The sequence below is a fragment of the Aminobacter aganoensis genome (genome assembly GCF_014206975.1).
Taxonomy (GTDB): Bacteria; Pseudomonadota; Alphaproteobacteria; order Rhizobiales; family Rhizobiaceae; genus Aminobacter; species Aminobacter aganoensis.
Genome location: NZ_JACHOU010000001.1, coordinates 523,189 through 536,948, shown reverse-complemented (window position 1 = coordinate 536,948; position 13,760 = coordinate 523,189). Strand labels below are relative to the sequence as shown.

At 63.3% G+C, this 13,760-nt stretch carries 13 protein-coding genes; 8 read left to right on the top strand and 5 right to left on the bottom strand.

Features of this window, described 5'->3' with window-relative positions:
• Positions 1-25 precede the first annotated feature (25 nt).
• From GGR00_RS02620 to GGR00_RS02595, 6 genes are all read left to right on the top strand, one after another.
• Positions 26-1,204 carry a BaiN/RdsA family NAD(P)/FAD-dependent oxidoreductase gene (locus GGR00_RS02620; RefSeq protein ID WP_184697697.1) on the top strand — a complete coding sequence of 393 codons (1,179 nt, stop codon included), beginning with the start codon at positions 26-28 and terminating at the stop codon, positions 1,202-1,204.
• Between the two features lie 57 nt (positions 1,205-1,261).
• A complete protein-coding gene (locus tag GGR00_RS02615; RefSeq protein ID WP_184697694.1) occupies positions 1,262-1,822 on the top strand; it encodes an RNA polymerase sigma factor in 561 nt (186 codons plus the stop codon).
• Positions 1,823-1,824: 2 nt separating this feature from the next.
• Positions 1,825-3,849: a vWA domain-containing protein gene (locus GGR00_RS02610; RefSeq protein ID WP_184697691.1), complete on the top strand. Its 2,025-nt coding sequence runs from the start codon at positions 1,825-1,827 to the stop codon at positions 3,847-3,849.
• A gap of 281 nt (positions 3,850-4,130) precedes the next feature.
• Positions 4,131-4,409, top strand: coding sequence for a hypothetical protein (locus GGR00_RS28230; protein ID WP_246441256.1), 279 nt, complete (start codon positions 4,131-4,133; stop codon positions 4,407-4,409).
• 294 nt (positions 4,410-4,703) lie between these two features.
• Positions 4,704-5,246 carry a PadR family transcriptional regulator gene (locus GGR00_RS02600; RefSeq protein ID WP_244487722.1) on the top strand — a complete coding sequence of 181 codons (543 nt, stop codon included), beginning with the start codon at positions 4,704-4,706 and terminating at the stop codon, positions 5,244-5,246.
• Positions 5,247-5,434: 188 nt separating this feature from the next.
• Entirely contained in the window at positions 5,435-5,839 is a 405-nt protein-coding gene (locus GGR00_RS02595) for a hypothetical protein (protein WP_184697688.1), read from the top strand.
• Between the two features lie 13 nt (positions 5,840-5,852).
• Here GGR00_RS02595 and bmt read toward each other — a convergent pair whose 3' ends face one another.
• The 3 genes from bmt to GGR00_RS02580 all read right to left on the bottom strand — a co-directional run bounded on the left by bmt (position 5,853) and on the right by GGR00_RS02580 (position 8,474).
• The gene (gene bmt, locus GGR00_RS02590) at positions 5,853-6,869 is read right to left on the bottom strand and encodes a betaine--homocysteine S-methyltransferase (RefSeq protein WP_246441255.1); all 1,017 of its coding nucleotides are present in this window, start codon (positions 6,867-6,869) and stop codon (positions 5,853-5,855) included.
• A gap of 85 nt (positions 6,870-6,954) precedes the next feature.
• Positions 6,955-7,554: a DUF1989 domain-containing protein gene (locus GGR00_RS02585; RefSeq protein ID WP_184697682.1), complete on the bottom strand. Its 600-nt coding sequence runs from the start codon at positions 7,552-7,554 to the stop codon at positions 6,955-6,957.
• 62 nt (positions 7,555-7,616) lie between these two features.
• Positions 7,617-8,474: a helix-turn-helix domain-containing protein gene (locus GGR00_RS02580; RefSeq protein WP_184697679.1), complete on the bottom strand. Its 858-nt coding sequence runs from the start codon at positions 8,472-8,474 to the stop codon at positions 7,617-7,619.
• 218 nt (positions 8,475-8,692) lie between these two features.
• Here GGR00_RS02580 and GGR00_RS02575 point away from each other — a divergent pair, with 218 nt between their 5' ends.
• Entirely contained in the window at positions 8,693-9,703 is a 1,011-nt protein-coding gene (locus tag GGR00_RS02575; protein WP_184697676.1) for a fatty acid desaturase, read from the top strand.
• Between the two features lie 47 nt (positions 9,704-9,750).
• Positions 9,751-10,560, top strand: a complete 810-nt coding sequence (locus tag GGR00_RS02570) for a phosphate/phosphite/phosphonate ABC transporter substrate-binding protein (protein WP_184697673.1) — start codon at positions 9,751-9,753, stop codon at positions 10,558-10,560.
• 68 nt (positions 10,561-10,628) lie between these two features.
• On the opposite strand, the gene GGR00_RS02565 is transcribed toward GGR00_RS02570, so the two are convergent.
• Positions 10,629-12,233 (bottom strand): ArnT family glycosyltransferase, encoded by a 1,605-nt coding sequence (locus GGR00_RS02565; protein WP_184697670.1) that lies wholly within the window; start codon positions 12,231-12,233, stop codon positions 10,629-10,631.
• 121 nt (positions 12,234-12,354) lie between these two features.
• Positions 12,355-13,710: a M24 family metallopeptidase gene (locus GGR00_RS02560; RefSeq protein ID WP_184697667.1), complete on the bottom strand. Its 1,356-nt coding sequence runs from the start codon at positions 13,708-13,710 to the stop codon at positions 12,355-12,357.
• Between the last annotated feature and the right edge of the window lie 50 nt (positions 13,711-13,760).

Here is a 13,760-nt window from a genome sequence, read left to right as displayed (position 1 = left end):
CGCCGATCGATCTGGAAAGTCCGAAATGCAATATTTTGATGTCGTGGTGATCGGCGCCGGCGCCGCGGGCATGATGTGCGCGCTCGAGGCGGGCAAGCGTGGCCGGTCGGTGCTGATCCTCGACCATGCCCGAGCGCCCGGCGAAAAGATCCGCATTTCAGGCGGCGGACGCTGCAATTTCACCAACATCCATGCGAGCCCAAAAAACTTCCTGTCGCAGAACCCGCATTTCTGCATCTCCGCGCTCAGCCGCTACACCCAGCGCCATTTCATTGCGCTCGTCGAGCGCCATGGCGTCGCCTATCACGAAAAGACGCTGGGGCAGCTGTTCTGCGACGGCTCTGCGCGGCAGATCATCGACATGCTGGTCGAGGAGATGCAGGAAAGCGGCGTCGAACTGCGCCTGTCGACCGTGGTCGAGGACGTTCGCAAGACTGCCGGCGGCTTCGAACTGGCCCTATCCGGCGGTCGCGTCGGTTGCAGTTCGCTCGTCGTCGCCTGCGGCGGCAAGTCTATCCCCAAGATGGGCGCGACCGGCTTGGGCTATGAGCTTGCGGCGCAATTCGGCTTGCCCGTGGTGGAAACGCGGCCGGCGCTGGTGCCGCTGACCTTCGATGCCAACACGCTGGTGAAACTGGCGCCGTTGTCCGGTATCGCCGTCGATGCGGACGTCGGATGCGGCAAGACCAGCTTTTCTGAAGCCATGCTCTTCACCCATCGCGGCATCAGCGGGCCGTCGATCCTGCAGATCTCGTCTTATTGGCGCGAGGGCGACGAGATTGCGATCTCGATGCTGCCCGGAACCGACGTCGCCGGCCTGCTGCGCGAGGCAAAGCGCGCCAATGGCCGGCAGGCGGTTCAGACCGTCCTTGCCGCCCATCTGCCAAAGAAGCTGGCGCAGGCGATTGCCGAGCGCACCGGTCTTGACGGCAATCTCGCCGACTTGAACGATGCCCAGATCAAGACGGTCGATGCTGCCGTCAATGCCTGGCGCATCAAGCCGGCCGGTTCGGAAGGCTACCGCACGGCGGAAGTGACGCTGGGCGGCGTCGACACCAATGCGCTCGACCAGAAGACCATGCAGGTGAAGTCGGTGCCGGGGCTGTACTTCATCGGCGAGGTCGTCGACGTCACCGGCTGGCTCGGCGGCTACAATTTCCAGTGGGCCTGGTCTTCCGGCTGGGCCGCCGGACAAGCCGCCTAGAAATATTCTCGCGCCACCCCAAGGATTGCCCCAAAGCTTTCGTCCAACAGGCAAATGATGGCGATGATGCTGGACGAAGGCGAAGCCTCCGACAACGACCTGATCGGACGAGCGCGCAGCGGCGACAGGGTGGCTTTCGGCGAACTCGTCGAGAGGCACTACGGCTTTGTCCATCGCGTCGCCTGGCGCTGGTGCGGCAGCCGAACCGACGCCGAGGACATCGCCCAGGAAGTGTGCGTTCGGCTTGGCCGCGCCATTCGCGACTATCGCGGTGGCAGTGCATTTACGACCTGGCTTTACGCCATGACGCTGAATGCCGCCCGCGACATGCAGCGCAAGACCGCGCGGGAAACCGCCAAGACCGCGGCCTATGGTGCCCATGCGCTGGTGGCGGTCGACATCGAGCCAGTCGCCGAGGACCCTGCCGACAGGCTGTGGGCAGCGGTCAGGCAGCTGCCGGACAAGCAACGAGATGCGGTGCTGCTGGTCTACGGCGAGGGGCTGTCACATGGTGCCGCCGCCGAAGCGATGGCGATCGCGGAAACCACGGTGTCCTGGCACATCCATGAAGCGAAGAAACGGCTGAAGCAGCTCATGCGCTCGGCCGGGGAAGAGTGACCATGGTCGACGACAACGAACTCGACATGCTCCGCAACATTCCGACTCCGGCGCCTGGTGCCGACGCCAAGGCGCGCGCGCTTGCCGCCGCCATGGCAACCTACGACCTCGAAAAAAATCCTGCCGCCACCCAAGGATCGGCCACGACCCATCGTCTCACCGAACGAGCACGAAAGCTCTGGAGAGACATCATGCAAAAGAAGCTGATTGCAGCGCCGGCCCTTGCCGGTCTGGTTGCCCTGCCGATCGCCGGCTACGCCACATTCTACCTGATGGAAGGGTCGCCGTTCAATTTCGGCGCCGAGCAGGAGGTCGCGCAGGCGCCGGTTACGCGCTCGAAGGAAGCACCTGCCAGCGCGCTCAAGAAAGCCGACGCGGAACGGCGGGAGGCTACGACCGACCTTCTTGCAGCGGCGCCGGCGAAGCCTGAGGCGAAATCGGCGGCCGAAGAGGCCGTCATGAACGAGGCCGCACCGGTCGGCGGCAGCGCGCCTGCACCAATGGCCGATGCTGCGATTGCGACCAGCCGCATGCCGACTTTGATGGCTCAGCCCCAGATCGCGCCTTCGGACATGCCGATGCCGCCGCAGGCGGAAAACCGCGACCGCATGGAAAAGTTCAAGACCAATCCGGTCCGCTCCGCCCTTGAAGATCCAGTTTCAACCTTCTCGATTGATGTCGACACGGCATCCTATTCGTTCGTTCGCCGCTCGCTGAAGGAAGGGTTGCTGCCGCAAGCCGATACGGTGCGTGTCGAGGAAATGATCAATTATTTCCCGTATGACTGGAAGGGCCCCGATGCGGCGGCGACGCCGTTCAACACCACCGTCAGCGTCATGCCGACGCCCTGGAACCAGCACACCAAGCTGATGCACGTCGCCATCAAGGGCTATGACGTCAAGCCCGCCGAGCAGCCCAAGGCGAACCTGGTGTTCCTGATCGACGTGTCGGGCTCGATGGACGAGCCGGACAAGCTGCCGCTGCTGCGTTCGGCGTTCCGCCTCTTGATAGGCAAGCTTCAGCCCGACGATACCGTCTCCATCGTCACCTATGCGGGCGATGCGGGCACCGTGCTCGAACCGACAAAGGTATCCGACCGGGCAAAGATCCTGCAGGCGATCGATACGTTGACGCCAGGCGGTTCGACGGCGGGCGAGGCGGGCATCCGCGAGGCCTACCGCCTGGCGCAGAAGTCCTTCGTCAAGGACGGGGTCAACCGCGTGATGCTGGCCACCGATGGCGATTTCAATGTCGGCCAGAGCGACGATGACGATCTCAAGCGGCTGATCGAGGACAAACGCAAGTCGGGCGTGTTCCTGTCGGTATTCGGCTTTGGCCGGGGCAATCTCAACGACCAGATGATGCAGACCATCGCCCAGAACGGCAACGGCACGGCGGCTTACATCGACACGCTGGCCGAGGCCGAGAAGGTGCTGGTGCAGGACGCATCGTCGACGCTGTTTCCGATCGCCAAGGACGTGAAGATCCAGGTCGAGTTCAATCCCGGTGCGGTTTCGGAATACCGCCTGATCGGATACGAGACGCGCGCGCTCAACCGCGAAGACTTCAACAACGACCGCGTCGACGCCGGCGAGATCGGTTCGGGGCATTCGGTGACGGCGATTTACGAGATCACGCCGAAGGGCAGCCCGGCGCAGACAGTCGATCCGCTGCGCTATGGCGAAGCCACGACCGGCAAGGACGGTGTTGCGAATGCCGGCGAATACGCCTTCGTCAAGATCCGCTACAAGGCGCCCGACGGCGATGTCAGCAAGCTGATCACGACCCCTGTGACGAAGTCGAACGAGGTTTCGAGCTTCGATGCGGCAGGTGCCGACCAGCGCTTCTCGGTGGCGGTAGCGGCCTTCGGGCAAAAGCTGCGCGATACCGACCAGCTTGCCGCAATGGACTATGCGCGTATCGCCGAAATTGCCGCTGCGGCGCGCGGGAGCGATCCATTCGGCTATCGCGCGGAGTTCCTGTCGCTGGTGCGGCTGGCATCTTCGCTCCAGGCCAGCAAGCAATAAGGCAACAGGCAAGGGCAGGTGGGCCGGCCGGCGGAAAGGGCTTTTCGCCGGCCGTTCTTTTGTGATCTCTAGGCGTCCACCCAAAAACGAACGGGTGGCGCTTCGGAGACGACGGATGGCCGACCGGCAGATGGACGAATGGGATCGCGCATGGCGGCCTGCGTTCGCTTTCATCTCGCGAGATCAAGGCGTTCTGGGACAGTTATCTCGCCCGGCGCAACGATCCCAGGATACGCCATGGCAGCCTGTATTCGCGCTGGCGGCACGTTGCCGACGATCTGGTGGTTTCGCTCTATCTGACCAATCGAAGCGTCGGGCTGTTCGTGCGCGGTCAGCGCGGCGAGGGCTTTGCCACAACGTTGAACCGGCTGTCGGCGTTCGAACCTGGCCTTGGGCAAGCGCTGGGCGTCAGCCTGCGCGGCGAATACAAGCTCTGCTACCTGCATGATCATCCCGTCGCGATGATGGATCCGGCCAACTGGTCGGCGGCCCATGTATGGCTGGAGCGACAGGAAGAGCACTTCAGTAAGACCCTGGCGGACATCGTCGTCGGTGCGTAGGCCGCAAAAGCGCGCTGGATTTCGCTCTCGCCCTGGCCGCTTCGATTGCGGCGCGAATTTTCCATAAGCATCTGAAGTAAATAAGAAAAATAATCCTCCGTGGGGTGCTTGGGGCGCTTTGCGAGAGCCGTTTTCGGGCAGTCGCCATCGCAGGCCGCGAGAAAATCGACAAGTTCTATCTTGCAAAAGATATATCTTTTAATAGATATAGCGACATGAAGGAAACATCCTGGAGAGGCACTCACATGTTCAACCACCCGAATTTCAATCATCGTTGCCGTGGAGAATGGGTCCATGTCGGGCCAGCATGATGGCGGCAGGGGCGGCGGCCGGCATGGCCGCGGCGGTCCCTTCGGTCGTCATCGTGGCGGCCCCTTCGGCGGACGCGGACCGCGCATGTTCGATCCCGGCGCGCTGCGCCTGGTCGTGCTTGGCCTGATCGCCGAGGAGCCGCGCCACGGCTACGACATCATCAAGGCGCTAGAGGCCAAGTTCCAAGGTGCATACAGCCCGAGCCCGGGCGCGATCTATCCGATGCTGCAGATGCTGGAGGAGGCGGACCTTGTGGTCTCGGCCGCCAACGGCAACAAGCGGCTCTATTCGATCACCGAGCAGGGCAAGGCCTATCTCGAGGAGAACGCGGCGGAACTTGCCAAGATCAACGCCCAGATCGACGAGACCTCGACGCAGGTCAGCGGCGTTGCCCTCGGCGACGAGGTCAAGGCGCTGAACTTTGCCGTATTCAGCCGGCTGCGCAGCGGATCGCTGACGGCGATGCAGGCTGAAAAGGCGCGTGAAATCCTCAAGCAGGCCCGCCGCGACCTCGAAGACCTCTGAGGCCCGCGAACACCCGAGAAGTCATGGCTCCCGCCCCAAAGGCGGGAGCTTTTTTGTGTGAAGCCCAATGAAAGGCCAGATTTGCGGGCCGTTTCGAACAATTTTATTCAAAAGCGAATTGGCCCCGGAACCCGATCGCAACAAACCTCGGCTAAGTAAGGTGCGGGTGAGCAAGGGGTGGTTCGAGAATGCTGGTCGGTCGTGCGATGTCGGGTGCGGTTTCGAATGTTCGCGCCGCCGATTCTTTGGCGACGTCGACCCGGCCCGAAGCCGCCAACCGCAACAGCGATGCAGCGGCGGATGCCTCGGCGCAGGCTGCCTATCCTGCCTCGAGCAGCCATGTCTATGTGCCCGCCAAGCCCGTTCAGCAGGCGACGCAGGTCGCCAGCCAGGGGCCGTCGCGCGCCCGCCTGAGCGATGTCGACGACGCCCACCGCGCGGCATGGTCGGCGCTCAACAATGAGCGCTTCCGGCTTGCCATGGAAAATCTATCCGACGTCCGGACGTCGGATGCGGTGATGATGATGCGTCCGGTCGAAGGCGCGGGCACCGACGTCAGGTCGGCACTCGCGCGCTACGAAGAAAACAGCTGACGACTAGGTAGGTTCAGCTCCGGCGGCGACGCTCGCGGCGGCCTTCGCTTGTCTCGGCGGCGTTCGGCGCAGCCAGCTTGTTGCGCATCGGGCCGATACGTTCGATGATCGCCTCGACGGTCGGGCGCGCCTCTTTCTTGTGGGCGTCGAGCGCCTTGCGCATTGCTGCGAGGTGCTCGAACGAGGTGCCGCAGCAGCCGCCGATGATCCTTGCACCGCCATCAACCGCAAGACGGACGTAGTCGGACATCAGTTCCGGCGTGCCCGAATAGTGGATCTCGGTGCCGCGGAATTCGGGGATGCCGCAATTGCCCTTGACGATGATGGTGGCATCCGGCCTGGCCTCGCTCATGTCGAGCAGCGAGGCCAGAATGTCGGACGCACCAACGCCGCAATTGGCGCCGACGCCGAGCGGCGTCTGCGCCAGGCCATCGACGACGCCATGGATATCCTTGGGCAGCAGGCCCATCATGGTACGGCCGGCAGTGTCGAACGAGCCGGTGTAGGTGTAGGGCAGTCCGACGCGGATGGCGGCCTCGGCGGCCGCGCGGATTTCGTCAGGGGCCGACATCGTCTCGATCCAGGCGACTTCGGCGCCACCGGCCTTCAGGCCTTCGATCTGCTCGGCGAAAGCGTCGACCGCCTGGTCATAGGTAAGGGCGCCAAGCGGCACCAGAAGTTCTCCGGTCGGCCCTACCGAGCCGGCAACGATGACCTTGCGGGCGGTCTTGTCGGCGACGGCACGGGCGATCTCGGCGGCGCGCTTGTTGAGTTCGAAGACGCGGTCCTGCGCGTGGTGCAGCTTCAGGCGATGGCGGGTGCCGCCGAAGGAGTTGGTGAGGATGATGTCGGCGCCGGCATCGACGAACTTCTGGTGCAGCGTCTCGATCTTCTCGGGCGCGCTTTCGTTCCACAGTTCGGGCGCTTCGCCGGCCTCGAGGCCCATGGCAAACAGGTTGGTGCCGGTCGCGCCATCGGCGAGCAGCACGCCCTTTTCGGCCAGCAGGGCATCGATCGGATTGGTCGTCATTGCAGCGACTTTCATATCTGGGGGATTGGATAACGATATAAAGAAGTCTTTATGTCCAGTCAATGATTGCGTTCGGCAAACCGCGCTAGCGAACGGCCATGACTTCGACTTCGATCTCGGTGCAAGTGCCGCCATTGGTGGGATAGTGGTCGACCGAACATGCGGTGACCACGAGCAGCAGGTCGCGCTCGGCGCGCAAAGTGACGTAGCCGCCGGGCGGATTGATAGAGGCGAAGACGTCGATGCGGCCGTCGGGCTGCGGCAGCGAGTTCTGGAACAGGTCGACGGGATCCGGCGTGAAGGGCAGGCTGACGCCTTCCGAAGCCAGAGCCTTGTGCAGGTTGTCCTGGCAACTGGGGTGATCGTCAAATCCGGCGCGCACGTAGAGCGCATGGTTGCAGGCCGGATAGAGCATGTCGTGCGGGCCGGGCGAGGCGTCCTCGACCAGCGTCAGCAACGGCTCGCCCGTTGTGCCGTAGAAATGTTCGCCGGGTTTGGGAAACAGCCGCTCGCCAATGTCACGGGTGTTTGACGTGCTCAGCCAGTCTTTCATGTCGGACGTGAATGCCCAGAGGTCAGCGACCTGCTGGCCCTTGGGGTCGATGATGCGGACAAGGTCGCCGCGCGACACGCGGATGGAACGGCCCGACTGGGCGGGCACAACGATACGGTGCTGGTCTGGCATGGGTTCCTCGGAATGAGGCCCCACGCTGCCGCAACGAAGCGCGAATTTCAACTTGGCGCCGGTCAGGTCCAGCCGGCGGGGAACGACGCGACCGCCAGCCGCCTGGCGAAAGCCGCCGTTTCATGGGCGTTGATATCGGCTGCGCGGATCAGGTTGTCGAAATGGCGGGTGAGGGTGCGGATCGGGTCTGTCGCATACAGCACCAGATACATGTCGCCGACATAGATCGCGGCGCGGGAATGGCCGAAGATCGTGTAGGGAACGGAATAGCGCATGCGTCCGTCGTAGAGAAACAGGCGGAATGTCGGGTAGAGATCGTCGAGCAGGTCGGCCATGTGGCGAAGCTGCTGCTTGCGGTCCGTCTCCGGGAAGCCTGACCATACGCCGAGGCCGCGCGCAAAGATCTCGAGCGTGTGGCGTGGCATGCAGACCTCCATGTCGGTCTCGGGCCGCCGGTTGTAGTCGATCCGGTACTGGGTTTCTCCGGCCTGGACCTCACGGTTCTTGTTGGAGATGTCGGCCTCGTAGTCGACCAACGCTTCGGTTCTCAGCAGGTCGGGGATGCCGGCCGGCACATAGCGGATCTTGGTTCCGGCTGCTTCGGCGTGCCATTTGGCGATCAATGTACGTTCGAAGCCACCGGAGGCTTCCTCGATCTCCAGGCTTTCGCGGATCTCGCCGGTGACGCCTTCGTCCTGGCTGAGACCGAGCAGCCAGTCCAGCGACACCCTGTGCGCGGAAGCGATGGTCAGCAGCGTCTCGGCGCGCGGCAAGCGGATGGTTGCTCCCGACAGCAGTTGCGACAAGGCGGAACGGTCTATGCCCACCGATGCCGCAAAGGCCGACTGGTTGAGGCCCGAGCGCTGGACGAGCGACTTCAGGCGGTCGCGGAAGATGCCGGATAGATCGCGTTTGTCCATGGCCTGGCCCTCTCCGGATTCAAATTGCGCCAGCTGCCATCTCGCCCGCTGGAAATAGATTTATCTTTCAGTTTGTTTACTAAGTGTAACATCTGCGGCTTAAGCAGCGCAATGTAAACATTTTGTGCGCATTGTCGCGTTGAAGCAGTGCATGATTACTGACAACATTATGTCAGGAATCAACGAGTTCCAGGCTTCACAAGGCAGCAGGCATCAGCATGGCAAAGCGGAAACACAAGCGCGGCACGACCACCACGGTCGAGTGGCCGACGGTGTTTCTGATCGCTGCCTGCTACGGCGGCTGGCTGGTGGCCGGCTTGGTCATCTGGCCGAACTATCCGATCGCGGCACTTGCCGTTATGGCGCTGGCGGTGGCCCTGCAGTCGTCGTTGGTGCATGAGGTCCTGCACGGCCATCCGACACGCAACGCCCGCCTCAACGAGGCGCTGGTTTCCCTGCCGATCGGTGTCGTCTGGCCGTATCGCCGGTTCAAGACCATCCATCTGCGCCATCATGCCGATGAACGGCTGACCGACCCGTTCGACGACCCCGAAAGCTACTATCGCGCGCTGTGGCAACATGACGATCTGCCGGAGGCGATGAAGCTTCTGCTCAAGGTCAACAACACCATGGCCGGGCGCTTCGTGCTTGGGCCGCTGCTTGCCTGCATCGGTTTCTTCATCGACGACGCCAAGCAGATCGCTGCCGGCGACAAGGCGATCCGCAAGGCATGGCTGCTGCATGCCGCGGGTCTGGCGATGGTCCTGCCGGTGGTGCAATTCGCTTTCGGCGTGCCGCTGTGGCTCTATGTTCTTGTTCCCGTATGGCTCGGCCAGTCGATTATTTCGATCCGCACCTTTGCCGAGCACCAGTGGTCGGAGCATCCCGAAGGGCGCACGATCATCGTAGAACGTTCGCCGCTGTCGCTGCTGTTCCTCAACAACAACCTGCATTTCGTCCATCACAAGAGCCCGACGGTGGCCTGGTACAAGCTGCCGGAGCTGTTCCGCACGCGTCGCGAGGAATGGCTCAGGATGAACAAGGGTTATGCCTATCCGAACTACCTGTCGCTGATCCGGGCCTATGCCTTCCGCGCCAAGGAGCCGGTCGTGCATCCCGCCTTGCGCAGGGCGCCGGAGCCGGGCAGGGCGTTCGTGCCGCGCGTCAGGTCGCGCAGCGTCCATGGGTTGGGCACGGCGCCCGTGCCTGCCGAGCCGCCGAAGGAATAGATGCGCTGCAGCTTGCCATTTCCCGCATTCGAGCCTGAAATGACACCATGAGCGACTTCATCGCCGCCCTGCCCATGTATGACTGGCCCGAGATGCGCGACGAGGTCGATGCGCAGTGGGTCCGGCTGCGAACGGCGCTTCGCCAGCTTGGCATCGACGCACCGGAAACGCTGACCCGGCGCAACGCCGGCCTGCCGCCGGTTCTAGGCGGCATTCGCAATGCCGAGGGCGAGACCATCGCGCCCGATCCGGCGACGCTGCCGGCTGACGGCTTCGACCTGCCGACGCTGTGGCGGCATCCCAAGCTGCTGTTTGGCCAGACCTGCTGGGGCCCGATGGAAACCACCGGCCTCGACGCAGCGGTACGGGTGATCGGCCAACCGAACTATGACGGCATCGAGGGCGGCCGTGGCGAACTCTATTCCAGCGCCATCGTGGTACGGCGCGGATCGGTGACCGCCGACCATGCGCATGCCCCCGATGGCGATGTGCCGCTCGTTCCTGTCGACCTGATCCGCGGCAAGCGCTTCGCCTTCAACGGCCACGATTCGATGTCGGGCTTCCTCGGCATCTCCCGCGATCTTGCAGCCTTGGGCGAGGGTCTCAGGATGTTCTCCGACCGGGTCGAAAGCGGCGGGCATCGCAACTCGATCGTCGCGATCGCCGAAGGACGGGCAGACGTCGCGACCATTGACTGCCAGAGCTGGGCCCTGGCGCAGCGCTTCGAGCCGGCGGCGCGCGACGTGATGGTCGTCGGCTGGACCGCCAAGCGCAAGGGCTTGCCGTTCATCACGGCGAAATCGATGCCAGAGCTGCGACTACTTCGCGACGTCGTTTCGAACACGCCCGAGCTCTAGGCGAGCAGATAGCCCAAGGGATAGAAGGCGCTGTATTTCGGCGAGGGCTAACTGTCGGCCCTGCGGTGCTATTTGGCCTGCGGCGCCAAGGTTGAAGTGGCCTTCTCGAGCCGTACGATGCTGACCTGACGTTCAGTTTCTTTCCAGCTGAACAGCATGGGAGCATTGAGACCAACCGCTGGGCCGCCAGGCACGTAGCCAGCCTTGGCGATGAGATCGAGCAACTGGTCGCTGGGCTGCTGCCCGTCGAGCAGGGCGATGACGGCCGGTTCCTGCAATTGCTCGATGAAGTCCGGCACTTCCGGCGACAGTATCGTCAGGTCCGGGTCAACCAGCTTCAGATTGCCGATCCAGTGCCAGTCGGAGACAACTGTTCTGACCGGGCCATCCGCAGCCATGCCGCGATGGAGGGTGGCGTAGTCGATGCGGGCGATGCTGCCCATGCCATTTCCGCCATAGAGATGCATGTACCATGTGAACGGCAGCACCACGATCGCGAGGGTCGCGGCCACGTTGATGATGATGGCCTGTGCCGTCTTGCCCTTGTCGCCCAGACCGTCCAGGCGCGTTGCCAGCGCCACCGGCAGGAACAGCAGCAGCGGCAGCATCCAGCGGTCCCGGAACGTGGTGGCTCCACTGGCAAAGACGAGAAGCAGGCCGATCGCCAGCCCGATAAGGATCGTTCGCCACAGCAAGCTCTCGACGACAGGGCGACTCCTTCCCGTTGCAAAGGGCGAAACGCGCGCCACGATCATTGCCAGGGTAAAAACGGCGACCGGGAGTATGGCAAAGTTGAACGCTGCCCTGGCGAAGCCCTTCAGGCCGAGCCACGCAGCGATGAGTTGTCCCTTGTCAGAAGCCACTCCAAACTTGTAGCCGCGCGCGACAAGCTCTCCGGGATTGGTTAGGTTCCAGTAGAGCGTCGGCAGGCAGATGAGAGCAGCCATTCCGATGCTGATGGCAAAGCGGCGGTTCAGGATGACAGCCCTAGTTTCGCCGAGCGATAGCGCGGAAAGCATCATGGCAGCTATCAGCAATAGATCATTGTACTTGGCCAGGATTGCTCCGCCCATCACAAAACCAAAGACGGCATAGGCCAGGATGGAACGGCGCTCCAGCAGCCAGGCCAGAGCCAAAAGCAGCAGTGAACACAGGGCGAATACGGCGACCGAGTGCGAGAGGGTGTGCTGCATCTCCCAGAATATCTGAGGGAACAGCAGCACGCCGAACATAGCAGTCACAGCAGCTCGACGCGAGTAGCCGAACTTGACCACCGCCAGCACGATTGCGGCCGTCGCCGCGAACATCATGGCGTATTTGACGATCTTCAGCGTCAGCACGCTCGGGCTGAACAGTTGCGCCACCAGCCAGCCGGCCCAGGTGTACAAGGGCGGCTGCGAGCCACCGTAACCAGCCTGCAGGCCGCTCATGTACATCAGCTGCTCGGCATCGTCGACGCCGACCCCGGTGCCTGCGACCCGAGACAGCAGTGTCATTGCCACTACCTGAAGACAGAAGTAGGCGGCCAATGCCACGACGATCGCGGAGAGCCGGCCGACCTTGCCTTCGGCGAGCCATTCGGCTCGGGCTGCGTAGTGGCGGGGGGAAGCGATGGACGCCAATCTGCTTTGCATGCGGGCCAAATAAACACGAAGAATGCGGTTCTCAATCATCGCGCGAAGTCATCCCCGTATCTTTTCGCGACCAGAGTCGCACCGGCCCGGTGGAAAGTTAACCGATCCCGAGACACTCACTGTGCCGGTGTTTCTCTTGGAGCGGCGGCACGCGCGTAGTTCAGCCTCCGAGCAGGCGCTCGTCCAGCGGATAGCTCGAGAGCTGCTCGTATCCGGTCTCGGTGATCAGGATCTGTTCCTCGATCTTGACGCCCTCGTGCCCGCCGAGGCGGCCGATATAGCTTTCGACGCACAAGACCATGCCTGGTTCGAGCACTCCGTCGGGCGTATCCGCCGTCCAGTCCGAAGCGTGGGGCAAGGTCGGATACTCGTCGGCAAGGCCGACGCCGTGGAAAAGCACGCCGTAACGGGCCGGATAACAGTCCGGTGGCGGCACGGCGGCGCGCTCCACCAATTCGCGAAAACCCATGCCGGGCTGCATCAATGCGGTGTTGTAAGCGATCTGGTCGGCGGCGATCCTGTAGAGCTCGCGCTGTTCGTCGGTTGGCTTTCCTTCGCCGCACAGCCAGGTGCGCGACAGGTCGGCGCAGAAACCGTAGGGGCCGATGAGATCGGTGTCGAAGGCGACGAGATCGCCCGCTTCGATGACGCGCGAAGAACACTCCTGGAACCATGGATTGGTGCGCGGGCCTGACGATAGCAGCCGCGTCTCGATCCATTCGCCGCCGCGGGCTATGTTGCCACGGTGCAGTTCGGCCCAGAGTTCGTTTTCGGAAATGCCCGGGCGGAGCGCCGCTTCCATCTCGGCCATAGCCGCCTCGCAGGCGACGATCGATCGGCGCATGCAGAGGATTTCGTCGGGCGACTTGATGAGGCGGGCGTTCTCCATGATCGCCTCGCCATTGCCGGCCGAGATGCCCAGCCGGGCCAGCGCATCGACGCCTTCATGGTCGAGGTGGTCAACGGCGATGCGACGGTTGCCGCCGCCATGTTCGCGTACGACATCGGCGATGCCTTGCGCCCAGCGCTCGACCTTCATGTCGGTCAGCTCGCCGCTGTAAAGATACATCCATGACACGGCCGGGCGGACCTCGTCGACGATGCCCGAGTGGTCCGACAGGTGCTCGCAGGAGAAATAGTCGAACAGCACCACCGGGCCGTCTGTGGCGACGAAGCAGTGGCGGGTCGGATTGTGCGCCACCCATAGCTGCATGTTGGTCGAGTCGGTAGCGTGGCGGATGTTGACGGGATCGTAGAGCAGGACGCCGGCATAGCCGCGCCGCCTGAGCTCGGCGCGGATGCGGTCGAGGCGGTAGGCGCGCATCGCCGGCATGTCGGGCGCGGCGATGCCGGCTGCGGCCCACTCGGCTTCGGCTTGCGCGCCGTAGCCGAGGATGTGCTGGTTGAGGCTCGCTGCCTTCGTGCGGGCCTGCTCGCGCAGGTCGTCGATCGAGCCCGGCTCGAACGGCATTATCTTGCGGTGGCGGCCGAAGTTGCCTTTTGCGGGGGTGTCCATCAGCAGTGACCCACAAATCGCCGAACTTGGTGTTCGCGCGCGCGCCCCTC